We start from the raw sequence: 23,219 nt of genomic DNA on the forward strand, positions 1-23,219 counted from the left end.
CATACGGTGTCTTTACGCGAGGTTCTCCCGTGGAGGAAGTGTCATGACGGAAATTCTTGTGCAGGCCGCTACCGAGGAAACGATTCCTCCCGGCAGCACCCGGGTCGTGGAGCACCCGGCCTGGCCCGTGCTCAAGGATGCCGTGGAGGAGATCAGGCCCTGGCAGTCCAAGGACGGGTCGATCGACTTCACCGCCGAGGGCGCCCCTTCCAGGTCGGTGGCCGAACTGGCCGTGGACCGGGCGATATCCGCCATCGAGCAGCTCGCCCCGCTGCTCCCGCACAACGACGCCTACCACCGCGCGCTCGCCGCGGATCTGCGCCGCTGGGCGGACGAGGGCTTCCAGGTCCCGGACTTCCTCGACTCGCTGCTTGCCTTCCAGCCCGCCGCGCACCGCGCCGACGGACTGCAGCACCTGGTCGTCTTCCCGATGTACACGCAGAACGGCAACCCGGACCGCAACCTCGAAGCGGTCGTCCTGCGCATGGTGTGGCCCGACTGGCTGGCCGACCTGGAGCGCACGCGCTACGACAACCCGCTCTACATCGGCATCAAGTTCGAGGACTTCACCCCGGGCTACGACACCAACTCGGCCGTCCTGTTCCCGGAGACCATCGCCGTGCGCGAGGCCCCCGAGCGCTTCAGCTGGGGCGGCATCTTCTGCGACCGCGAGGCCGCCCGCTTCCGCAAGGTCACCGAGGCCGCGGTGAGCATCCTCGGGCTCGAACTGCCCGACGACATCCGCGAGATGATCGCCGACCAGGACCGCTGCGAGCAGGCCTTCGTGCTGTGGGACATGGTCCACGACCGCACGCACAGCCACGGCGACCTGCCCTTCGACCCGTTCATGATCAAGCAGCGCCAGCCGTTCTGGATGTACGGTCTCGAAGAGCTGCGCTGCGACCTCACCGCCTTCAAGGAGGCCGTGAAGCTGGAGGCCGAGGGCGTCGCCCAGGCCCGCGACGTGCAGTTCACGGTGCTGTTCGACCGCATGTTCCGCTTCCCGGTGACCGGTGAGCGCGTACGCAACTACGACGGCCTCGGCGGTCAGCTGCTCTTCGCCTACCTGCACAAGCACGACGTGCTGCGCTGGACCGACAACACCCTGAAGATCGACTGGGAGCGCGCCCCGCAGGTCACCAACCAGCTGTGCGCCGAGATCGAGGACCTTTACCGGGCCGGCATCGACCGCCCGAAGCTGGTCCACTGGTTCGCCGCGTACGAACTGGTCTCGACCTATCTCTCCCCGCACCCCGGATCGCGCTGGGCCAAGGGCCCCGACGCCCTGGACCTGTCGCTGCCGCCCCGGAAACTCGTCGACGAGGTGCTTCCGGACGAGTTTCCGCTGAGCATGTTCTATGAGGCCCTTTCGAAGAAGCTCAAGAACGTGATCGCCGCGACCAAGGGCATCACCGCTTCGAACGCCGAGCGGGTGGCCGCATGAGCCACCGTGGCACGGAGGTGAGCACGATGGGTACGCAGACCGGAAACGGCGGCGCACTGAACGGCGCCGTGATCGCGGTGGCGGGTGCCGCAGGCCCCGCCGGCCGGGCCACGCTGCTCCGGCTCGCCGAGGCGGGCGCGATCGTCGTCGCCTCGGACGCGGACGCCGCACGCCTCGCGGAAGCCGTGGACGCGGCCCGCTACGCACACGGCGGCGCGACGGTCACCGGCGACACCGTGGACCTCCTCGACCTGGCCGCGGCCCGCGACTGGGCCGCGCGCACCGAGAAGGAATTCGGCCGCATCGACGGCCTGGTCCACCTGGTCGGTGGCTGGCGCGGCTCGGCGTCCTTCGCCGAGACCGACCTCGCCGACTGGGAGCTGCTCGAAAAGCTCCTGATCCGCACCGTGCAGCACACCTCGCTGGCGTTCTACGACGGCCTGCAGCGCAGCGACCGCGGCCGCTACGTCCTGACCACCGCCGCCGGAGCGAGCAAGCCGACCGCGGGCAATGCCGCGTACGCCGCCTCCAAGGCCGCGGCCGAGGCCTGGACGCTGGCCCTGGGCGACGCCTTCCGCAAGGCCGCCAAGGCCGAGGGTGCCGAGGAGCTGTCGTCGGCGGCTGTCATCCTGGTGGTCAAGGCGTTGGTCCACGACGCGATGCGCGCGGAGCGGCCGAACGCGAAGTTCGCGGGTTTCACGGACGTCAAGGAGCTGGCCGAGGCCGTCGCCGGCGTCTGGGAGCGGCCCGCCGGGGAAGTGAACGGAACCCGTCTGTGGCTGACCGAGAAGCCGTGAACTCTTTGAACCAGATAGCCGTCAATCCGCCGAAGACGGATGCCAAGCGGCATCACGACCCAGAAGTACGCGGCTTCGCCAGCGACAACTACGCGGGCGCCCACCCCGAGATCCTCGCGGCCCTCGCCCTCGCCAACGGCGGCCACCAGGTCGCCTACGGCGAGGACGACTACACCGCGAACCTGCAGCAGCTGATCCGCGGCCACTTCGGCGCCACCGCGGAGGCCTTCCCGGTCTTCAACGGCACCGGCGCCAACGTCACCGCGCTGCAGGCCATGACGGACCGCTGGGGCGCGGTCATCTGCGCGGAGTCGGCGCACATCCACGTCGACGAGTGTGGTGCCCCCGAGCGGGTCGGCGGCCTCAAGCTGCTCACCGTGCCCACCGAGGACGGCAAGCTCACGCCCGAGCTCATCGACCGGCAGGCGTACGGCTTCGACGACGAGCACCGGGCGATGCCCCAGGTCGTCTCGATCACGCAGAACACCGAACTGGGCACGCTCTACACGCCCGACGAGATCCGCGCGATCTGCGAACACGCCCATGGACACGGCATGTTGGTGCACCTCGACGGCGCCCGGATCGCCAACGCCGCGGCCGCCCTCGACGTCCCGCTGCGCACCTTCACCACCCGCGCGGGCGTCGACGTGCTGTCCTTCGGCGGCACCAAGAACGGCATGCTGTTCGGCGAGGCGGTCGTCGTCCTGAACCCGGACGCGGTCCGCCACATGAAGCATCTGCGCAAGCTGTCCATGCAGCTCGCCTCCAAGATGCGCTTCGTGTCCGTGCAGTTGGAGGCGCTGCTCGCCAAGGACCTGTGGCTGCGCAACGCCCGCCACTCCAACGAGATGGCCCAGCGCCTGGCCGAGGGCGTGCGCGCGGTGCACGGCGTGGAGATCCTTTACCCGGTGCAGGCCAACGCCGTCTTCGCGCGCCTTCCGCACGACGTGAGCGAGCGCCTGCAGGAGCGCTTCCGCTTCTACTTCTGGGACGAGGCCGCCGGCGACGTGCGCTGGATGTGCTCCTTCGACACGACCGAGGACGACGTGGACCGGTTCGTGGCGGCGCTCAAGGAGGAGATGGCCCGGTAGCCGTCGACTCTCCTGCAGTGCATAGGTATGCGATCGATCGTAAAGTCATTGACTCCCGGTCGGTCGCTTTCCTATGCTCACTCGTCATGCAGCTGATCCAGGAAAACCCTGATCTGTCGGCGTATTTGGCCGCCAGTGATGTCATCGACCACCACCATCCGCTGGTCCGTGAGACGGCGGCGGGTCTTGCAAAGTCATCCGCCGATTCCTATGAATACGCCCACGCGGCCTTCGATTTCGTGCGCGACGCCGTCCCGCACTCGCAGGACTCGGGCCGGATGGAGGTCACCTGGCGCGCCTCCGACGTGCTGCGCGAGCGCACCGGGATCTGTACCGCCAAGTCCCATGCCCTGGCCGCCCTGCTGCGGGCCGAGGACATTCCGACGGCGTTCTGCTACCAGCGGCTGCGGGACGACAACACGAGCGGATACTCGCTGCACGGCCTGGTCGCCGTACGCCTGGGCGGCGCCTGGCACCGGCAGGACCCGCGCGGGAACCTCCCGGAGGGCGTCGATGCGCAGTTCCGCCTCGGTGAGGAGCGGCTGGCCTGGCCCGTGGATCCTGAGTCCAATGAAGTGGACTATCCAGTCCTGTACGCTGAACCTAGCCCGGTTGCCCTCCGCGCACTCAAGGAGGCCCGCGACCGGCCGCACCTGTGGCAGATCTACCCCTCGGAACTGTGAGGCACGACGGACCATGACCCTCCAGCTGACCGTGTCCGACGAGGTCCGCGCCCTCGTCCCCGGCTTCACCCACCTCGCGATCGAGGCCCACGGGCTCGTCAACGGGCCCAGCAGCGAGGCGAGTTCGGCGCTCCTCGACGACGCGGCGAAGCGGCTGGCCGAGCGCCTGGCGGGCCGTGCGCCGCACGAGGACGCGCACATCGCGGCCTGGCGCGAGGCGTACACCGCCTTCGGCTCCAAGCCGAACCGCACCCGCAACTCCGCGGAGGCGCTCGCCAAGCGGGCGCTCGCAGACGGAGGGGTCGGCGGGCTGCCGCGCATCAACCTGCTGGTCGACCTCTACAACGCGATCAGCGTGGCCCACCTGATCCCCGTGGGCGGCGAGGACCTCGACCACATCAAGGGCGACATGCGGCTCGTCGTGGCAAGCGGCGAGGAGGACTTCGTCACGGTCGCCGCGGGGGAGCAGGTCGTCGAGCACCCGGACGCCGGGGAAATCGTCTGGCGCGACGACGCGGGCGTCACCTGCCGGCGCTGGAACTGGCGCCAGGGCCCGCGCACCCGGCTCACCGAGGAGACCACGAGCGGCATCTTCCTGCTCGAGTCCCTCGCGCCCATGCCGGTCGCGGAACTGGAGCAGGCCGGGGCCGAACTCGCCGAGCTGCTCGCGAAGTTCAGCCCCGGGGCGCAGATCACCGTCCGCGCCCCGGAGTAGTCACCGGCGTGCGGCTCAGCCGGCCTCGGCCTCGCGCACCTGCGCCGGGGTCGGGGCCGTACCGCCGAGGTGGGCGGGCAGCCACCAGGAGTCCTCGGGGCCCTTGGGGCGGCCGGGGTAGGCGCGCTGCGCGGTCTCGAGCAGCTCCTCCATGCGCTGGCGCAGCCGCCGCGTGATGGCACCCGCGTACTGGTCACGGGGCGCCTCGATGGCCTCGCCGACGCGGATCGTCACCGGGATGTGCTCGCGCTTGATGTTGCGCGGACGCCCCTTGGTCCACAGCCGCTGGGTGCCCCACAGCGCCACCGGGATCAGCGGGACGCCCGCCTCCTGGGCCATCCGGGCCGCACCCGACTTGAAGCTCTTGAGCGTGAACGACGGCGAGATGGTGGCCTCCGGGAAGACCCCGATGATCTCGCCGGAGCGCAGCGAGTCCATGGCGTGCTTGTACGCCACCTCGCCGTTGTTGCGGTCCACCGGGATGTGCTTCATGCCGCGCATCAGCGGGCCGGAGATCTTGTTCCGGAACACGGACTCCTTGGCCATGAAGCGCACCAGACGCTTCTGCGGCCGGGCAGCGAGCCCGGCGAAGATGAAGTCCATGTAGCTGATGTGGTTGCTCACCAGGACCGCCCCGCCCGAACGCGGAATGTTCTCCGTGCCCTTGAGGTCGATCTTCAGGTCCAGCGCCTTGAAGAGCGTGAGCGCTGCACCGATGACCGGACGGTAGACGAGTTCTGCCATGGGCGGCGATGACCCTTCTCTGCGCCCGGAGTGTAAGTTTCCGAGCGGTAAGTTACGCGCCCGTAGGTTTAGGGCGATGGGCAGATCGTGCCCCATGGCGGGCCGAGTAGCCACCCCTGACGTCCGCGAACCGGGAGATTCTCGTCACGTACGGCCGTGACGTGGGGTTTTTGCCGCCCTTTTGCCACCCTGTCACCCCCGCCCGGGCAGCCCCCTGCGCAGCAGCAGATACATCTCGCACCCCAGGCAGTAGGCGAACGCCGCGTTCAGGAACGCGGCCGTCAGCGCACAGGCCGTCGCCGCGAGCCCGAGCCACTGCGGCCCCCACCCGTACCCCGCGAGCCCCACCAGGGCGAAGGCAAGGCCGACGCCCTGGGCGAACCGCGGCGGCCGGGGCGACTCGCGCTCCACGGCCGGGCCGAGCCGGGGACGCAGCGCCGTACGGAACAGCCACCCGTACGGCGAGCGCTGCACCCCGGCCACCGCGCCGAGCGCGAAACACAGCGCCTGCCAGGCAAGCAGCCAGAAACTGGAGGTGATCAGCACGAGGGAGAGCACGGCGGTCGTCACGGCCGCCCCGAAGCGCGGACCGCGCACATCGATGTCGGCTGCGATGTCGGTTGCGTTCACACCCTCAGCATCCCCGGCGAAAGCCGCCCGCGGACCCCGGGAATCTTTGCGGTCTCGTGAACGCTGCAGCAGGCGATGACGGGACTCGTGGTCTGTGCGGTGGTGCTCGCGGCGGCGAGCGCGTTCGGGCTGCTGCGGCAGCGGCGCGACGGGAGGGTGAAGGTGCAAGACGGCGAGAAGGTGCTCGGCGCCCGGGAGTTGGGCGACCGGCTCGGCGAGCGCGCCACCCTGGTGCAGTTCTCCAGCGCGTTCTGCCAGCCCTGCCGGGCCACCCGCCGGGTCCTCGCCGACGTGGCGGGCCTCGTCCCCGGGGTCGCGCACATCGAGATCGACGCCGAGGAGCACCTGGCGCTCGTACGGGAACTCGGCATCCTGAAGACCCCGACCGTGCTCGTCCTCGACAAGGCGGGACGCATCGTGCGCCGGGCCGCGGGCCAGCCCCGCAAGGCCGATGTGATCGCCGCACTGGGGGAGGCCGTGTGATCGCCCGGGGGGCGCCCGTGAATCATCTCCCATATCCCGGTACGCACTTGACTGCAGGCAGCACTCATCGTCAGCCTGAGCGCATGCCGCCGGAAATCCTTCTGTACGAGCGCGTCCATGTGGACCTCGCCCGCCATGCGAGTGCGCGCTGTCCGCGCCACTGGGCAGCCACGGACCTCGCACACACGGCATCGGCAGAAGGACAACTCCATGACGGCCACACCCGACCTCTCGGCCCCTCGTCTCGCCTCACCTGACCTGCTGCGCGCCAGCTTCCGCCGGCACGCGGCGGGTGTAGCGGTGATCACAGCCCAAGGTCTCGGGCCGGTCGGCTTCACCGCCACCTCGCTCTCCTCGGCCGCTGCCGAGCCCCCGCTGGTCTCCTTCGGCATAGGCACCGGCTCGTCCAGCTGGCCGGTGATCTCCCAGGCCGAGTACGTCGGCGTGCACATCCTCGCCGAGGACCAGCAGGACCTCGCCGCCACCTTCGCGCGCAGTGGCGCAGACCGCTTCGCCGAGCCCACCCGCTGGCACCAGGGCCCGCACGGCGTACCGGTCCTCGACGGCGTCCTGGCCTGGCTGGTCTGCAGGATCGTCGCGCGCGTCCCGGCCGGCGACCACCGCCTGGTGCTCGCCGAGGTCGTCGTCGGCGACCCCGACGGGACGGGCCCCGCGAGCGGTCGCCCGCTGCTCTACCACCAGGGCCGGTTCGGTTCCCTGAGGGAATGACGGCAGGGAATGACTACGCAGCGTTGGCAACGTCACAGTTCCAAGCGCTTGCTTACTGGGTACGTACTGGGTGTACTGGCTAGTAACATTCCGATCGGAGCGCGGGTCGCCCCGACCGGAATCCGCCTCTTCAGGCGCCTATGCTGCCTGGCATAAGGCAGCAGCCCAGAAATGACGATGCAGTAGGAGAGCCGGCGTGAGCTTGAGGATCGTTGTCACCGTGAAGTACGTGCCCGACGCCACCGGCGACCGGCACTTCGCCGATGACCTGACCGTCGACCGTGACGACGTGGACGGCCTGCTGTCGGAGCTCGACGAGTACGCGGTCGAGCAGGCCCTGCAGATCGCCGACGAGGCGGACGACGCGGAGATCACCGTGCTGACCGTCGGCCCCGAGGACGCCAAGGACGCGCTGCGCAAGGCGCTTTCGATGGGCGCCGACAAGGCCATCCACGTCGAGGACGACGATCTGCACGGCACCGACATCATCGGTACGTCCCTGGTCCTTGCCAAGGCGATCGAGAAGGCCGGCTACGACCTGGTCGTCTCCGGCATGGCCTCCACCGACGGCACCGCCGGTGTGATCCCGGCGCTGCTGGCCGAGCGCCTGGGCGTTCCGCAGGTCACGCTGCTCTCCGAGGTCTCCGTCGCGGACGGCGTCGTCAAGGGCCGCCGCGACGGCGACTCCGCGTCCGAGCAGCTGGAGGCGCAGCTGCCGGCCGTCGTTTCGGTCACCGACCAGTCGGGCGAGGCCCGTTACCCGTCCTTCAAGGGCATCATGGCCGCCAAGAAGAAGCCGGTGGAGTCCTGGGACCTCTCCGACCTCGACCTCGACGCCGAAGAGGTCGGCCTGGAGGGCGCCTGGACCGCGGTCGACTCCGCCGCCGCGCGCCCCGCGCGCACCGCGGGCACGATCGTCAAGGACGAGGGCGAGGGCGGCAAGCAGCTCGCCGAGTACCTCGCGGGCCAGAAGTTCATCTGAGCTTCAGTCACCCCTTCACAACCGCCCAACTTCTTCGCAACCGCAGGAGATTGAAGTCCCATGGCTGAAGTTCTGGTCTACGTCGACCACGTGGACGGCGCCGTCCGCAAGCCCACCCTCGAGCTGCTGACCCTCGCCCGCCGCATCGGCGAGCCCGTCGCCGTCGCGCTCGGCAACGGCGCCGCCGACACCGCCGCCGCGCTCGCCGAGCACGGTGCGGTGAAGGTCCTCACCAACGACTCCGCCGAGTACGCCGACTACCTCGTCGTACCGAAGGTGGACGCGCTGCAGGCCGCGTACGAGGCCGTGTCCCCGGCCGCCGTACTCGTCCCCTCCTCCGCCGAGGGCAAAGAGATCGCGGCCCGCCTCGCGGTCCGCATCGGCTCCGGTCTGATCACCGACGCCACCGACCTGGAGGCCGGTGACGAGGGTCCGGTCGCGACGCAGTCCGCGTTCGCGGCGTCCTTCACCACCAAGTCCCGTGTGTCCAAGGGCACCCCGGTCATCACGGTCAAGCCGAACTCGGCCGCCGTGGAGGCCGCCCCGGCCGCAGGCGCCGTCGAGGCCCTTGAGGTCTCCTTCTCGGCGCAGGCCACCGGCACCAAGGTCACCGCCCGCACCCCGCGCGAGTCCACCGGCCGCCCCGAGCTGACCGAGGCCGCGATCGTGGTCTCCGGCGGCCGTGGCGTCAACGGCGCCGAGAACTTCTCGATCATCGAGGCGCTCGCCGACTCCCTCGGCGCGGCCGTGGGTGCCTCGCGTGCCGCGGTCGACGCCGGCTGGTACCCGCACTCCAACCAGGTCGGCCAGACCGGCAAGTCGGTGTCGCCGCAGCTGTACATCGCCTCCGGCATCTCCGGTGCGATCCAGCACCGCGCCGGCATGCAGACCTCGAAGACCATCGTGGCCATCAACAAGGACTCCGAGGCCCCGATCTTCGACCTGGTCGACTACGGCGTGGTCGGCGACCTCTTCGAGGTCGTCCCGCAGCTCACCGAAGAGGTCAAGACCCGCAAGGGCTGACCCGAATCGGACCGCAGGCGCTGACCTGCGGGGATGTTGAAGGCCCGGGGCCGCGTGGTGATCTTCACCGCGCGGCCCCGCGGCGTTTCAGGAGACCATTGACGCAAGTCGTCGAGCCGATTAACTTCGCTATGCGGATTGTTGATTCCGTGAAGCGGAAAAACGAACAGGCGGAGGGTCCAGGATGGGTCAGGGTCAGCAGGAGCAGGTGGCGACGAGCCTCGCGGGCGCGATCAGCGAGGGCATCAGTGCTTCGCTCGCCCCGGTGGACGCGGAGCTGGAGCGCCGCTACCCCGGAGACCCCGGCACCCGCCAGCCCGTGCACACGGTCTACGTGCCCGGTGAGCAGTTCCAGGCCGACACCATACGCACCTGGGGCGACAAGGCCCTCGCCGCGCTCGACGAGCACGCGCCCGACGCCGAGACCTTCGCCAAGGCCGTCGGCCTGAGCGACGACCTCGCCGAGGCCGTCTACGACCGCGTCCGCGCCAAGCTGGAGCGCGAGCCCATTGAAGACCTCCGGGTCGACTTCGAGGACGGCTACAAGGGCGCCGACGAGGACCAGGACGCCGCCCGCGCCGCCCGGATCATCGTCGACGCGTACAAGAACGGCACCGCGGCCCCGTACATGGGCATCCGCATGAAGTGCATGGAGTCCCCGGTCCGCGACCGCGGCATCCGCACCCTCGACGTCTTCCTCACCGGCCTCATGGAGGCCGGCGGCCTGCCCGACGGCCTCGTGCTGACCCTGCCGAAGGTGACGTACACCGAGCAGGTCACCGCGATGGTGCGCCTGGTCGAGGAGTTCGAGAAGGCCCGCGGTCTGAACGCCGGCCGGATCGGCTTCGAGATCCAGATCGAGACCAGCCAGTCCATCCTCGCCGCCGACGGCACCGCCGCCGTCGCCCGCATGATCGACGCCGCCGAGGGCCGCGCCACGGGCCTGCACTACGGCACCTTCGACTACAGCGCCTGCCTCGGCGTCTCCGCCGCCTACCAGGCCAGCGACCACCCCGCCGCCGACCACGCCAAGGCGATCATGCAGGTCGCCGCCGCGGGCACCGGCGTACGCGTCTCCGACGGCTCCACCAACGTGCTGCCCATCGGCGAGACCAAGCACGTCCACGAGGCCTGGAAGCTGCACTACGGCCTCACCCGCCGCGCCCTGGCCCGCGCCTACTACCAGGGCTGGGACATGCACCCCGCGCACATCCCGACCCGGTACGCGGCCGTCTTCGCCTTCTACCGCGAGGGCTTCGAGGCCGCCGCCAAGCGCCTGGCCGCCTACGCCAACCACGTCGACGGCGACGTCATGGACGAGCCCGCCACCGCCAAGGCCCTGGCCGGCTACCTGCTGCGCGGCCTGGACTGCGGCGCCCTGGACTCCGGCGAGGTCGGCCGCCTCACCGGCCTCACCCTGGCCCGCCTGCAGAGCTACTCGGGCCCGCGCCGCGCGGACCTGACCGCCTCCGCGAAGTAGCCACTTTCTTCACGGACTCGGCTCAGTAACAGGAGCCGACAGCCGTCGAAGCACGTCACCGCTGCCCCGTAGTCTGTACGCGACTTCAATTGCGTACGGACGGAACGGGGCAGCGGTGTCTTCGGGGGAGAACGAACAGACAGGCGGCATCGGCCGTCTCCTTGCGGGGCGCTACCGCATCCAGGAGCAGCTCGGACGCGGCGGCATGGGCGTGGTGTGGCGCGCCGTCGACGAAAGCCTCGGCCGTGAAGTCGCGATCAAGGAACTGCGTACGTTCACGGACGCGGCCGCGCCCGAACTCGCGGCGCTGCGCCTGCGCATGCAGCGCGAGGGCCGGGCCGCGGCCCGGGTGCGCCACCCCGGCGTCATCGCCGTGCACGACGTCGCCGAGGTCGACGGCCGCCCCCTGATCATCATGGAGCTCGTCGACGGCCCGTCCCTCGACGACGTCCTGCGCGAGCGCGGCACCCTGCCGCCGCGCGAGGCCGCCGCCATCGGCGCCAAGGTGATGGACGCCCTCGCCGCCGCCCACCAGGCGGGCGTCCTGCACCGCGACGTCAAGCCCGGCAACATCCTCCTGGAGCACTCCGGCCGCGTCGTCCTCACCGACTTCGGCATCGCCGCGATGGACGACCCGGGCGACGGCGCCTCGGTCAACCTCACCCGCAGCGGCGAACTCGTCGGCTCCCTCGACTACTTGGCGCCCGAGCGCGCCCAGGGTCACGAGCCCGGGCCCGCCTCCGACATCTGGGCGCTCGGTGCGACCCTGCACTTCGCCGTCGAGGGATCGCCTCCCTTCCGCCGTACGTCGACGTGGACGACGCTCACCGCGATCATCAGCGACCCGCTGCCCGAGCCGGTCAGGGCGGGCGCGCTGGCCCCCGTGCTCGGGGCCCTGATGGAGAAGAACCCCTACGCACGGCCCGACGCGGACCGCGCCAAGCAACTGCTCGAGGAAGTCGCCACCGGCGCCGCGGGATCCGGATCCGAGACGATGGCGCTGCGCCCCGCGCCCCGTACGGCCCCGCCCGTGCCGTCCTTTGCGAACCCGGCGCCCGTGCCGACCCCCGACACCGAGACCCCGCTGGTCGCCCACGACGGGCCGCTGGTCGGCACCGCCCAGACGCAGAACCTGCGCCACCGGCGCCGCACCTTCGTGGTCGCCGCGGCGGTGGCCGCCGTACTGGCCGCGGGGGGTGTCGGTTATGCGCTGCTGAGCGGGCCGGGCGGCTCCGGGCCGGAGGCGCGCCGCGGTCAGTCGCCGGGCGCGGGCGGGGGAGACACCCCGGAGCCGGAGAGCGGGAAGGCGACCAAGGGCCCCACCCCGTCCGAACAGGGAAAGAGCGGCAAGCCCTCCGAGGCCTCGAAGGAGCCGACCAAGGGCGGTGACGAAAAGCCGTCGGGCGGTGCGTCCAAGCCCGCCGGTGACGGCGGCACCACCACGGGCGGCGGCTCGAACGGCGGCTCCGACAGCGGGGGTTCGGACGGCGGCGGCACCTCCGGAGGCTCCGACGGCGGCACCACCACCACGGGCGGCAACTCGGGCGGCTCCGGCGGCGGCTCGACCCCGGACCCGGTCTGCCACTCCATCGGCGGCGGCAAGTACAACTGCGACGTCTGGAAGACCTCGAAGTCCTACACCGCCTCCGGCGCGGAGGCGGGCACGCTGAACGCGGGCACCAACTACTTCTACTGCCAGCAGAACCTGGGCCGCCGCGAGACGTACGGCCAGTGGACCAACGTGTGGTGGGCCAAGACCGACGACGACAGCGGCAACACGAACGTCTTCATCAGCGACGTCTACATCAAGGGCGGCGACAACGACCAGCCGCTGCCGGGGCTGCCGGTCTGCTGAGCCGCACATATCCTCACGGGATGGTGCAGAGCGAAGCCAAGAGCGTGGACGACTACCTGGCCGAGGTGCCCGAGGCACGCAGGGACGCCCTGACCAGGCTGCGGAAGCTGTGCCGGGCGGAGCTGAAGGGCTTCGACGAGGTCATGGCGTACGGGATGCCCGCCTACGAGCGGGCGGGCGTCGCGGAGATCGCGTTCGCCGGTCAGAAGCAGTACATCTCCTTCTACCTGATGCGCAGCGACGTCCGCGAGGCCTTCACCGAGGAGTTGGCCGGCCAGGACATGGGCAAGGGCTGCCTGCGCTTCCGCAAGCCCGAGTCCATCGACTTCGATCTGCTGCGGGACCTGCTCAGGGCGGTTGTCGCGGGGCCGGGCAGGATCTGCTGACTCCACGAGACTCCACGACCGGCTCGCCGGCTACCGCCGCTTGCCGCGGCACAGCTCTTGGTCCACGAGCCTGCCCCTGGCCCCCAGGGTGCGCTCGTCCCCGTCGCCCGTGGCCAGCACCACGGCGGTCCGGCTCGCGTCCGGGGTGACACCGACCCAGGTCTGATAGCCGGACACCCCGCCCGCGTGGGCGAAGTAGCTGCCGCCACAGGTCAACGGGAGCTTGCCCAGGCCGAGTCCGTACTCCCCGCCCAGTTCCGGCGCGGGCACGGTGGTCGTCATCGCGTCGAGCTGGGCCGGAGCCAGCAGTCGGCCGCCGAGCAGCGCGGCGTAGAACCGGCTCAGGTCCTGCGTGGTGCTGATGATCGACCCTGAGGCGTCGACCGCACTCGGGTTGAACTCCGTGGTGTCGACGGTCGTGTCGGTACCGAACGCGCTGTAGCCGTGGGCGTGCGGGCCCTGGATCGACGGGGCGGTGCCGGGCGCAATGGTGCGGTGCAGCCTCAGCGGGCGGATGATCCGGGCGTTCACCTCCTCGGCCCAACTGCGGCCGGTGACCTCCTTGATGATCATTCCGAGGAGGATGTAGTTGGTGTTGGAGTACGACCAGGTGCCAGGCTCGATCGTCGTGGTGTGCCGCAGCGCCAGCGCCACCAGTTCCTTCGGGGTGTAGGTGCGCAGCCGCTCGGCCCGGTAGCCGGCCGCGCTGTTGAGCGCGGGGATGTCTTCCAGTACGTCGGGTAGGGCGCTGGTGTGCTGCAGCAGCTGCCGGACGGTGATCAGGTTGCCGTCGTGGCCGTTGCCCCGGACCACTCCGGGCAGCCAGTGCTCGACGGTGTCGTCGAGGGATACTCGCCCCTCGCCCACGAGTTGCAGCACGACCGTGGCGGTGAAGGTCTTGGTGGCGCTGCCGATCCGGAACCTGCCGTCCCGTGGGACCGGCCTGTCGGTGCCCAGTTCGGCCGTCCCGGCGCGGGCGTGGCGACGTGCGCCCGGTGACCTCACCTCGGCGAGCACCCCGACCGTCCCGGTGTCGTGAATCGCGTTTACTTCCTGCTGGAGCGGATCGGCCGGGCGCGGCCCCGCCGCCGACCCGGACCGGGCGTTGCCGTCGGTGTCGACCGACGCTGTCGCCAGTCCGGCCGACGTGGTCAGGAGAACTGCGGCGAGGGTGGTCTGGGTGAGCAAGGTGCGTCGCCGCCGTCCGGACACGCGCATGGTGGTCCCCACTTCTGTGTACATTGCCTGCTGGTCGGGACCATCCCAGCAGTCGAAGTGGGCTCGGCCCATCCAGCTGTCCCCAGGTGCGGTCGCTGCCTGCCCCAGGCGGTGTCTGGGGTTAACCCCCGTACCAGGAGCGGCAGTTGACCCCGTGCGGATACCGAAGTTCACCCTTGGCCTGCTGCTAATCCGCCAGCGGAATCTCCCCAGACCCCCGTGCGATCAGCCGGGTCGTCAGCTCGATCCGCTCGGGGTCGAGCGGCGCCCCGTCAAGGCGCCGGAACAGCCGCTCCGCCGCCGCCCGCCCCAACTGCGCCGCGTCCTGCGCCACCACGGTCACGCCCGGCCTGAGCAGGTCCGCCAGCTCGAAGTCGTCGAACCCGACGAGCGCGACGGGCCGGGAGAGGCCGGCGAGGACACGTACGACCGTGACCGTCACGCGGTTGTTGCCCGCGAACACCGCGGTCACCGGAGCCGCCGCCGAGGTCCCGGCGAGCATCGTCTCGGCCGCGCCCGCGACCCGCTCGGGGTCGGTCGAGCCGAGCGAGACCCAGGCGTCGTCGACGGGCAGGCCCGCGTCCTCCATCGCCGCGCGATATCCCCGAAGGCGCTCCACGGCCGTGTGAATGCGGGGCTGGTCGCCGATGAAGCCGATCCGCCGGTGCCCGTGCGCGATCAGATGGGCGACGCCGTCGCGCGCGCCCCCGAAGCTGTCGGAGAGCACCACGTCCGCGTCGATCTGCCCGGCGGGGCGGTCCACGAAGACCGTGGCGACGCCCGCCCTGATCTCCGGCTCCAGATAGCGGTGGTCGTCGCCGGCCGGGATGACCACGAGCCCGTCGACCCGCCGCGCGCACAGCGCGAGCGCCAACTCCTGCTCGCGGTCGGGGTCTTCGGCACTGGAGCCGTTGATGAGCAGGGCCCCGTGGGCGCGGGCGACCTCCTCGACGGCGCGGCTCAGCGGGCCGTAGAAGGGGTCCGCGAGGTCCTCCAGGACGAGGCCGATGGAGGCGGTACGTCCCTTGCGCAGCACTCGCGCGCTGTCGTTGCGCCGGAACCCCAGGGCCTCGATCGCCTCCTGCACCCGGCGCTCGGTGTCGGGCGTGACCCCGGCCTCGCCGTTGACGACGCGGGAGACCGTCTTGAGGCCCACACCGGCCCGCGCGGCGACGTCCTTCATGGTCGGACGGTTGCCGTAGCGGGACGACAGGTTCTCGGGCCCCGAGGGGCGCCTTGCGGGCTCGGCCACGAATGCTGTCCTGTCCACGATCGATAAGGGGATGTGGCGTCGAGCATAGAGCCTAGACAACGTTGTCAGTTGCGGAGAGACTGTTCAGCGCCCCACCGGGCCGTCCATGGAACACTCCATCGGGCCGCCCGTGGGACCGTCCACCGGGACGTCCCTCTCACCAGGAGATCCGACACAGATGCAGAGCGCCTCAGACAAGATCGTCGCCGCCCTCGACATCGGCGGCACCAAGATCGCCGGTGCCCTGGTGGACGGCCACGGCCGGATCCTGGTCCGCGCACAGCGCCCCACCCCCGCGCAGGAGGACGGCGAGAGCGTGATGCGCGCCGTGGAGAGCGTGCTCGGCGAACTCTCGGTGGCCCCGATGTGGGACAGGGCGCGAGCTCTCGGCATCGGCAGCGCAGGTCCCGTCGATGCTTCCAAAGGCACGGTCAGCCCCGTCAACGTGCCGGGCTGGCGCGACTTTCCGCTGGTCGAGCGCGCCGAGGCGGCGAGCGGCGGGCTGCCGGTCCAGCTCATCGGCGACGGCGTGGCGATCACCGCGGCCGAGCACTGGCAGGGCGCGGCCCAGGGCTATGACAACGCCCTGTGCATGGTCGTCTCGACGGGTGTCGGCGGTGGCCTCGTCCTGAACGGCGCCCTGCACCCCGGCCCGACCGGGAACGCCGGGCACATCGGCCACATCAGCGTCGACCTGGACGGCGACCCCTGCCCGTGCGGGGCCCGCGGCTGTGTGGAGCGCATCGCGAGCGGCCCCAACATCGCCCGGCGCGCGCTGGCGAACGGCTGGCGGCCCGGCCCCGACGGCGACACCTCGGCCATCGCCGTGGCCGAGGCTGCCCGGGCGGGGGATGCGATCGCGCGTGCTTCGTTCGAGCGGGCCGCGCAGGCCCTCGCCGCCGGGATCGCGGCCACGGCCACGCTCGTGGAGGTCGAGATCGCGGTGATCGGCGGGGGAGTGGCGAAGGCGGGCGACGTACTCTTCACGCCGCTGCGCCGCGCCCTGCGGGACTACGCCACGCTGTCCTTCGTACGGGATCTGGCGGTGGTGCCCGCGATGACGGGTACGGATGCGGGGCTGGTGGGGGCGGCGGCCGCGGCGATCGGCGCTCCGGCCGCGGCGGCCGCTTCCCTCTGAACTCACCCTCACCCGTCGGCCGTTGGGCTCAGCAGGTCATCGTCGCCTCCGCCCAGTCCGCGTGGTCGGAGTCGACCCCGTTCCCGCCGTCGGTGACGACGAGGCGTACCAGCTGTGCCCCGCTGACATCCGCGCTGATCGCCTGCGCGGCGTCCGGCGTGGTGAGCACGCCGGTCGAGGCGGCCTTACGGCCGTCGGCCCAGATCTCGAAGGCGACGCTGCCGTTGGTGCTCTTCTCGTCGTCGACGCCGACCTGTGCGGTGACCTTGGAGCAGCGCGTACCGGCGTAGAACTCGACGGCGCTGTCCGCGTGTACGCCGAGTCCCTTGGCGAAGACGGTGCCGTTGAGGGTGAGCGGATTGCCGTCGCCTGCCGCGGACTCGCCGTTGCTGGTGTTCTTCTCCACCGGGCCCCAGCCGTTGGTGGCCGACAGCATCGGCAGCTCACTCAGCTGTGAGGCGCCGGCCGGGGGTGGGACGACCACATGGGAGGTGAGCGGGAGTGTGCTCTCCACCCGTGTGCCCGAAGATGACCGGTAGGCGGCCTTCAACGTGAGGGCATACGAGCCCGTCGGCGTACCGGCGGGTGCGGTGAGCGTCCACGACGTGCTCAGCGACTTGCCGGTGCTCACCGAGTCCGCGGTCGTCGGCGAGGTCGCCTTGATCTGCCAGCCGGACGGGCCGGTCAGCGCGACCGAGACCTGCCGGGCCGGGGTGCGGCCCAGATCGGTGACCTTCGTGGTCACCTTCGCCGTCTTCCCGGCCTCCACCAACGGGCTGCCCTCCAGGGCGAGTTCGGTCGCCGGAGGGTACGACGCCCACTTGCCGTCCGCCGCGACGCGCAGCAGCACCGTGCCGTGCGCGGGGACGGTCGCGGAGAGGGTGCCCGCGGTGTTGTAGCTCTTGTGCTGCCACAGGTCGCGCACCGAGTAGGCGTCGGCGGCCGGCAGGCCCACGTCCTTCGCGGTGGTCGCGATGCGCTGTGCCGTCGCGGACTCGTTGAACAGGGCGACGGCGCGGCTGCCGTCCTTCATCTCCTTGGCGACGACCCAGCGCCCGCCTTGGCTGGACAGGACCTTGCCCTGCTTGCCCAGCGGGTCCTGGTCGACCGCGATGACTTCCTTGTTGGCGAGGATCTCGAAGGTGTCCGCGTCCGCCTTGCGCAGATCGGAGCCGATGAGCAGCGGGGCCGCCATGATCGACCACATGGAGAAGTGCGTGCGGTACTCGGTCGGGGTCATGCCGCCGTTGCCGACCTCGAGCATGTCCGGGTCGTTCCAGTGGCCGGGGCCCGCGTACTGCGCGAGCGGCAGGTTCTGCTTCATGATCGACACCATGGAGCCCCAACTGTCGCTGATGTCACCGGTGGTGCGCCACAGCTGGCCGACGTCCGCCGCCCACTCCCAGGGCTTGTTCTCGCCCCATTCGCAGATGCTGTAGACGATGGGCCGGCCGGTGGCCTTCAGGGCGTCGCGCATCTTGATGTAGCGCTGCTTGGCGTCCACGCCCTGGTTGTTGCAGTTGTCGTACTTGAGGTAGTCGACGCCCCAGTCGGCGAACTGCCGTGCGTCGCTCTCCTCGTGGCCGAGGCCGCCGGGGAATCCGGCCGAGTTACAGGTCTTGGTGCCGGCGCTGGTGTAGATGCCGAACTTCAGGCCTTTGGTGTGTACGTAGTCCGCAACTGCCTTGATTCCGTTGGGGAATCGCACCGGGTCGGGCACCAGCTTGCCGTTCGCGTCGCGCTCGGGCAGCGCCCAGCAGTCGTCGAGATTCACGTACTGGTAGCCGGCGTCCTTGAGGCCCTTGTCGACGAAGAGGTCGGCGATGCCCTTGACCATCGCCTCGTTGAAGTCGGCCCTGCAGTGGGTGGAGTTCCAGTTGTTGAACCCCATGGGCGGGGTGAGGGCGGGCCCGGCGTCGAGCCGTGGGGCCGGTGTGCCCGTGGGGGAGTCCGGCGCGTGGGCGATCGCCGGGGCCGCGAGGCCCATCGTGCACAAGAGGCTTGTTGCCAGCGCTCCGACGACTCTTCGTCGGGCGCCTCGCACGGGAAGGTGACGCATCGTTACGTTCCTCCGTGATCGCGAAAGGTGGGGTCTTTACGTGCTCACATCATGGACGCGCGTTTACGGTAGGCCGTGTTGGAGTCTGTTGGAAGAGAAGCGGTAACGGTTGTCCGATATCCCGTCAGAACCCTTGACGTTGTTGCTGGTTGGGAGTGGGATCCAACCTCGCGTTCGGTTGTGTTGGGTTGTACTCCGAGGAGGGGGACATGGCGCAGTCATCGTTCAGTGGGTCGGTCACGCCAGGAAGCGCGACAGGACATCGGATGTCCCGGCGGAATCTGCTGCGGGGCGCGGCGATCGGCGCCGGCGCGGTCACCCTTCCCGCCCTCCTGAGCGCCTGCGGCGACGGCCCGGGCAACGGGGGCAAGACCGTCGCGATGGGCTCCAACGCCTCGGACCCCGTGCCGAAGAAAGCGTTCGGGGCGGCCTTCAAGGCGTACGAGAAACAGTCGAAGGACGACCGGAGCGTCGCGGTCAACACCATCGACCACAACTCGTTCCAGGAGAACATCAACCGCTATCTGCAGAGCACGCCCGACGACGTCTTCATGTGGTTCGCGGGATATCGCATGCAGTTCTTCGCGAAGAAGGGACTGCTGCACGACATCAGCGACGTATGGGCCGACTTCAAGGGCTTCTCGGGGGCCCTCAAGGACCAGTCGACGGGCGAGGACGGCAAGCAGTACTTCGTGCCGTACTACTACTATCCGTGGGCCGTCTTCCACCGGAAGAGCGTCTTCAAGAAGTACGGGTACGAGCCCCCGAAGACCTTCGACGCCTACGTCGCGCTCGCCAAGCAGATGCAGAAGGACAAGCTCGTCCCCTTCGCCTTCGGCAACAAGGACGGCTGGCCCGCGATGGGCACCTTCGACTACCTCAACATGCGCATCAACGGATACGAGTTCCACAAGAACCTGATGGCCGGCGAAGAGGCCTGGAACGGCAAGCAGGTCAAGGAGGTCTTCGACACCTGGCGCAGGCTCATGCCGTACAGCCAGAAGGGCGCCAACGGACGCACCTGGCAGGAGGCGGCCACCAGCCTGCAGAAGCGCGAGACCGGCATGGTGGTGTTCGGACTGCCGCACCCCGGCCAGCAGTTCCCGAAGGACGAGCAGGACGACCTCGACTTCTTCCCCTTCCCCGTCATCAACCCCGAGCACGGCCAGGACGCCGTCGAGGCGCCCATCGACGGCTTCCTGATGGCGAAGAGGGGCAAGAACCTCAAGACCGACAAGGGCCGGGAGGCGGCCAGGGACCTGCTCAAGTTCCTGGGCACGGCCAAGGCCGAGGAGACGTACCTCCAGTACGACCCGAACAACATCGCCGTGCACCAGGACGCCGACACCTCCGGCTACTCGCCGCTGCAGAAGAAGGCGGTCGAGCTGGTGTCGGGCGCCAAGCAGATCTCCCAGTTCCTGGACCGCGACACCCGGCCGGACTTCTCCAGCACCGTGATGATCCCGGCCATCACGAAGTTCATCGGCGACCCGGACGACGTGGACGGACTGGTCAACGACATCGAACGGCAGAAGAAGACCATCTTCGCTTCCGACTGACTCTCCCTGCCTCCGACTGACCGCGTCCCTGAGGCAGTTCAACCCACCCACCCGCCCTGGGAGTCCGTGCCCGTGTCGCTCACCACCCCGCGGCGCACCCGACGGCGAGGTCTACGGCGGTTCACCGCCCGCGACCTCGTCGTCCTCGGTGTGCTCCTCGGCATACCGATCCTCATCGAGGTCTTCATCATCTGGGGCCCGACCCTCGCCTCCGTCGCCCTGTCCTTCACCAGCTGGGACGGCATCGGCGACATCAAATGGGTCGGCACCGACAACTACAAGAACCTCTTCACCGAGTACCCGCAGTTCTGGCCCGCCGTCCGGCACAACCTGATGTGGCTGGCCTTCCTCGGCCTGGTGGCCACGCCGTTCGGACTGCTGCTCGCCGTGATCATCGACCGGGGCGTGCGCTTCAGCCGCTTCTACCAGTCGACCCTGTACATGCCGGTCGTCCTCTCCCTGGCCATCGTCGGCTTCATCGCCCAACTGGTCTTCTCCCGAGACCAGGGCGCACTGAACGCGATCCTCGCCAACAAGGACGACCCCGTCGACTGGCTCGGCGACCCAGACCTGAACATCTGGATGGTGTTGCTCGCCGCGGCCTGGCGGCACACCGGCTACGTCATGATCCTCTACTTGGCCGGGCTCAAGGCGGTCGACCAGTCCCTCAAGGAGGCCGCCGCCATCGACGGCGCGAGCGCCCGTCAGACCTTCTTCCGCGTCGTCTTCCCGACGCTGCGGCCGGTCAACATCATCGTCATGGTCATCACCGTCATCGAGGGCCTGCGCGCGTTCGACATCGTCTACGCCGTCAACAAGGGCAGAAACGGCCTCGAACTGCTCTCCGTCCTGGTCACCGACAACATCATCGGCGAGGCCAGCCGCATCGGCTTCGGCTCGGCCATCGCCGTGGTGCTGCTCGTCGTCTCGCTCGGATTCGTCGTGACGTACCTGGTCCAGGAGCTCCGAGGGGAGAAGAACCGATGAGCGTCGGCATCGCCCCCGCGCCCACCACGGCCACCGCACCGCCCACCGACCCGTCCCGGCGCCGCCCGCGGGCAGGCCGCTTCGGGGTGCACCTGTTCCTGATGACGGTCTCCCTCGCCTTCCTCGCGCCGCTGCTGCTCGCCGTCTACGCCTCCCTGCGGCCGTACGAGGAAACGTCGGAGCACGGCTACTTCTCGTGGCCGAAGAACCTGTCCTTCGACTACTACCAGCAGGCGTTCAGCGAATCCGGCATGACCAAGTACTTCCTCAACACGCTGATCATCGCCGTGCCGGGCGTGCTGATCGTGCTCTTCCTCGGCTCGTTCGTGGCCTTCGCCGTCTCGCGGCTGCGGATGCGCGGCGGCATCGTCCTTGTGATGGTGTTCACGGCCGGCAACCTGCTCCCGCAACAGGTCATCGTCACCCCGCTGTACGTGGTGTTCAACCGCATCGACCTGCCCTACTGGATGTCCGACTCGATGCTGATGTTCGACTCCTACTGGGCGGTCCTCGCGGCCCAGGTCGGCTTCCAACTCGGCTTCTGCGTGTTCGTGTTGGCCAATTTCATGCGCACCCTGCCCCAGGAGATCATCGAGGCGGCCGTCGTCGACGGAGCCGGCGTGTGGACCCAGTACTGGCGCATCACGCTGCCGCTGTGCCGCCCCGCCCTGGCCGCGCTCGGCACGCTGCAGTTCACCTGGATGTACAACGACTTCCTGTGGGCCCTCGTCTTCATCTCCAACGGCGACAAGCTGCCGGTCACTTCGGCCCTGAACAATCTGCGCGGCCAATTTTTTACGGACTACAACTTGCTGGCCGCGGGGTCGGTGCTTGTGGCGCTGCCCACGATCATCGTGTTCCTGGTGCTGCAGCGGCACTTCATCGCGGGGCTGACGCTCGGGTCGACGAAGGGGTAGGGCTCAGGGCCTTCGCCGAACGCGAACTGTTCCAGTCCCCATTGCTGTGCGCGCACGGCATTGCCGTGCGCGCACAGCGGCACGACGGCCAGACGCCGACCTAGGCGATCGAGATCCGCGTGCCCTGTTGCGGGGCCGGACCCTGGACAAGGCCCTCTAGTACGCACACGCCCATGCAGTCGGCGCCGCCGTTCGCGGGGTCGCATTCGTCTCGGGGGTCATCCATGCAGACGAAGCCCGGCGGGCACGTCAGTCCGGCGAAGCCGCCACAGGCGGGGCAGTCGTTCGGCAGTGGAGCGGCCAGGGCGGCGGGCGCGGCGGGGGAGAGCACGGCAAATCCCAGCACGCCGGCCAGGATCACGGCGCGGAGCATACGCATTTGACCAGGGGTTCCTTTCAAGGGCGCCCGCGGTGTCCGTGAGCGCGGAGGCAGGCGGGCGCCTGCTCGCATGCGCGGCTCGGCCCACCATTCGACACCGGCAATATGGTCATACGGAGCGCCTGGCCACCCACTTCACGCGGCGACGCGACTGCCCTACCGCCCGATCGGCGGCATGGGCATGGGCATGCGCATGGGCGTAAGCGGTGCGTCAGCGACGGCCGGTTGAGCGGCCACAAGGGAGAGGGAAAGGAAATGCCCTCAAAATCTACGGTTCTGGTGTCGGCGAAAAACGCCGAATCAAGTCCGAATCAGGCCCGAACCAAGGAGACCCCCATGAAGCTCAACAAGCGCATCGCGATCGCCTCGGGTGCCGTGCTGCTCGGTTCCCTCGCCCTCGGCGGTGTCGCGCAGGCGGCGAACGGCGCGGGTGCCGGTCACCAGGACCACAAGCGCACCGAGCACAGCAAGACCGTCGAGGCGCCGGCGGGCACGAAGAGCGTGCCGGCAAAGAAGATCCAGCCCGCCTCCAAGGACAACAAGTACAGCCAGACGATCAAGGCCGATGCGAACACCCCGCACATCGACGCGGGCCGCGTGGACGCGTCGAAGTAGCACCTGGCGGCATCGGTGGGGGGCCCGTGCCGACACGGGCCCCCCACCGACAC

Annotated in this window: 23 protein-coding genes; 17 read left to right on the forward strand and 6 right to left on the reverse strand. The window is 69.7% G+C overall.

What is annotated here, in order from left to right; all coding sequences use genetic code 11:
* Nucleotides 1-43 precede the first annotated feature (43 nt).
* From OG430_RS43930 to OG430_RS43950, 5 genes are all read left to right on the forward strand, one after another.
* Entirely contained in the window at nt 44-1,444 is a 1,401-nt protein-coding gene (locus OG430_RS43930) for a DUF6421 family protein (RefSeq protein WP_327358271.1), read from the forward strand.
* Nucleotides 1,441-2,241 carry an SDR family oxidoreductase gene (locus tag OG430_RS43935; protein ID WP_327358272.1) on the forward strand — a complete coding sequence of 267 codons (801 nt, stop codon included), beginning with the start codon at nt 1,441-1,443 and terminating at the stop codon, nt 2,239-2,241. Before OG430_RS43930 ends, OG430_RS43935 begins: the two co-directional genes overlap by 4 nt.
* A gap of 5 nt (nt 2,242-2,246) precedes the next feature.
* On the forward strand, nt 2,247-3,332 hold the full coding sequence (locus tag OG430_RS43940; protein ID WP_327359469.1) for a threonine aldolase family protein: 1,086 nt from the start codon (nt 2,247-2,249) through the stop codon (nt 3,330-3,332).
* Between the two features lie 86 nt (nt 3,333-3,418).
* Nucleotides 3,419-4,015, forward strand: coding sequence for a transglutaminase-like domain-containing protein (locus OG430_RS43945; RefSeq protein WP_327358273.1), 597 nt, complete (start codon nt 3,419-3,421; stop codon nt 4,013-4,015).
* A 13-nt stretch (nt 4,016-4,028) separates the two neighbouring features.
* Nucleotides 4,029-4,730: a B3/B4 domain-containing protein gene (locus tag OG430_RS43950; protein ID WP_327358274.1), complete on the forward strand. Its 702-nt coding sequence runs from the start codon at nt 4,029-4,031 to the stop codon at nt 4,728-4,730.
* Between the two features lie 15 nt (nt 4,731-4,745).
* Here OG430_RS43950 and OG430_RS43955 read toward each other — a convergent pair whose 3' ends face one another.
* Nucleotides 4,746-5,474 carry a lysophospholipid acyltransferase family protein gene (locus tag OG430_RS43955; protein WP_327358275.1) on the reverse strand — a complete coding sequence of 243 codons (729 nt, stop codon included), beginning with the start codon at nt 5,472-5,474 and terminating at the stop codon, nt 4,746-4,748.
* A gap of 192 nt (nt 5,475-5,666) precedes the next feature.
* Nucleotides 5,667-6,104: a DUF4395 domain-containing protein gene (locus tag OG430_RS43960; protein ID WP_327358276.1), complete on the reverse strand. Its 438-nt coding sequence runs from the start codon at nt 6,102-6,104 to the stop codon at nt 5,667-5,669.
* Nucleotides 6,105-6,179: 75 nt separating this feature from the next.
* Between OG430_RS43960 and OG430_RS43965 the strand changes: the two genes are divergently transcribed.
* From OG430_RS43965 to OG430_RS43995, 7 genes are all read left to right on the forward strand, one after another.
* The gene (locus OG430_RS43965) at nt 6,180-6,587 is read left to right on the forward strand and encodes a thioredoxin family protein (RefSeq protein ID WP_327358277.1); all 408 of its coding nucleotides are present in this window, start codon (nt 6,180-6,182) and stop codon (nt 6,585-6,587) included.
* A gap of 210 nt (nt 6,588-6,797) precedes the next feature.
* Nucleotides 6,798-7,316 (forward strand): flavin reductase family protein, encoded by a 519-nt coding sequence (locus tag OG430_RS43970; protein ID WP_327358278.1) that lies wholly within the window; start codon nt 6,798-6,800, stop codon nt 7,314-7,316.
* Nucleotides 7,317-7,512: 196 nt separating this feature from the next.
* Entirely contained in the window at nt 7,513-8,298 is a 786-nt protein-coding gene (locus OG430_RS43975; protein WP_327358279.1) for an electron transfer flavoprotein subunit beta/FixA family protein, read from the forward strand.
* A 60-nt stretch (nt 8,299-8,358) separates the two neighbouring features.
* Nucleotides 8,359-9,321 (forward strand): electron transfer flavoprotein subunit alpha/FixB family protein, encoded by a 963-nt coding sequence (locus tag OG430_RS43980; RefSeq protein WP_327358280.1) that lies wholly within the window; start codon nt 8,359-8,361, stop codon nt 9,319-9,321.
* 184 nt (nt 9,322-9,505) lie between these two features.
* Complete coding sequence (locus tag OG430_RS43985) at nt 9,506-10,801, forward strand: DUF6986 family protein (RefSeq protein ID WP_327358281.1); 1,296 nt, start codon at nt 9,506-9,508, stop codon at nt 10,799-10,801.
* A gap of 115 nt (nt 10,802-10,916) precedes the next feature.
* On the forward strand, nt 10,917-12,656 hold the full coding sequence (locus OG430_RS43990) for a serine/threonine-protein kinase (RefSeq protein WP_327358282.1): 1,740 nt from the start codon (nt 10,917-10,919) through the stop codon (nt 12,654-12,656).
* A gap of 20 nt (nt 12,657-12,676) precedes the next feature.
* Nucleotides 12,677-13,042: an iron chaperone gene (locus OG430_RS43995; RefSeq protein ID WP_327358283.1), complete on the forward strand. Its 366-nt coding sequence runs from the start codon at nt 12,677-12,679 to the stop codon at nt 13,040-13,042.
* 30 nt (nt 13,043-13,072) lie between these two features.
* Here OG430_RS43995 and OG430_RS44000 read toward each other — a convergent pair whose 3' ends face one another.
* A complete protein-coding gene (locus OG430_RS44000; RefSeq protein WP_327358284.1) occupies nt 13,073-14,260 on the reverse strand; it encodes a serine hydrolase domain-containing protein in 1,188 nt (395 codons plus the stop codon).
* Nucleotides 14,261-14,447: 187 nt separating this feature from the next.
* Entirely contained in the window at nt 14,448-15,512 is a 1,065-nt protein-coding gene (locus OG430_RS44005; RefSeq protein WP_442816772.1) for a LacI family DNA-binding transcriptional regulator, read from the reverse strand.
* Between the two features lie 178 nt (nt 15,513-15,690).
* On the opposite strand from OG430_RS44005, the gene OG430_RS44010 reads away from it, so the two are divergent.
* On the forward strand, nt 15,691-16,650 hold the full coding sequence (locus OG430_RS44010) for an ROK family protein (protein ID WP_327358285.1): 960 nt from the start codon (nt 15,691-15,693) through the stop codon (nt 16,648-16,650).
* Nucleotides 16,651-16,678: 28 nt separating this feature from the next.
* Here OG430_RS44010 and OG430_RS44015 read toward each other — a convergent pair whose 3' ends face one another.
* Nucleotides 16,679-18,709 (reverse strand): NPCBM/NEW2 domain-containing protein, encoded by a 2,031-nt coding sequence (locus OG430_RS44015; protein WP_327358286.1) that lies wholly within the window; start codon nt 18,707-18,709, stop codon nt 16,679-16,681.
* Between the two features lie 266 nt (nt 18,710-18,975).
* Here OG430_RS44015 and OG430_RS44020 point away from each other — a divergent pair, with 266 nt between their 5' ends.
* From OG430_RS44020 to OG430_RS44030, 3 genes are all read left to right on the forward strand, one after another.
* Nucleotides 18,976-20,268 carry an ABC transporter substrate-binding protein gene (locus OG430_RS44020; RefSeq protein WP_327358287.1) on the forward strand — a complete coding sequence of 431 codons (1,293 nt, stop codon included), beginning with the start codon at nt 18,976-18,978 and terminating at the stop codon, nt 20,266-20,268.
* A 72-nt stretch (nt 20,269-20,340) separates the two neighbouring features.
* Nucleotides 20,341-21,255: a carbohydrate ABC transporter permease gene (locus OG430_RS44025; protein WP_327358288.1), complete on the forward strand. Its 915-nt coding sequence runs from the start codon at nt 20,341-20,343 to the stop codon at nt 21,253-21,255.
* Nucleotides 21,252-22,172 (forward strand): carbohydrate ABC transporter permease, encoded by a 921-nt coding sequence (locus tag OG430_RS44030; RefSeq protein WP_327358289.1) that lies wholly within the window; start codon nt 21,252-21,254, stop codon nt 22,170-22,172. Before OG430_RS44025 ends, OG430_RS44030 begins: the two co-directional genes overlap by 4 nt.
* 100 nt (nt 22,173-22,272) lie before the next feature.
* Here OG430_RS44030 and OG430_RS44035 read toward each other — a convergent pair whose 3' ends face one another.
* Nucleotides 22,273-22,551 (reverse strand): hypothetical protein, encoded by a 279-nt coding sequence (locus OG430_RS44035; protein WP_327358290.1) that lies wholly within the window; start codon nt 22,549-22,551, stop codon nt 22,273-22,275.
* A gap of 336 nt (nt 22,552-22,887) precedes the next feature.
* Here OG430_RS44035 and OG430_RS44040 point away from each other — a divergent pair, with 336 nt between their 5' ends.
* On the forward strand, nt 22,888-23,166 hold the full coding sequence (locus OG430_RS44040) for a hypothetical protein (RefSeq protein WP_327358291.1): 279 nt from the start codon (nt 22,888-22,890) through the stop codon (nt 23,164-23,166).
* The last annotated feature ends 53 nt before the right edge of the window (nt 23,167-23,219 follow it).

Source organism: Streptomyces sp. NBC_01304, from assembly GCF_035975855.1.
In the GTDB taxonomy this organism is placed as follows: Bacteria; Actinomycetota; Actinomycetes; order Streptomycetales; family Streptomycetaceae; genus Streptomyces.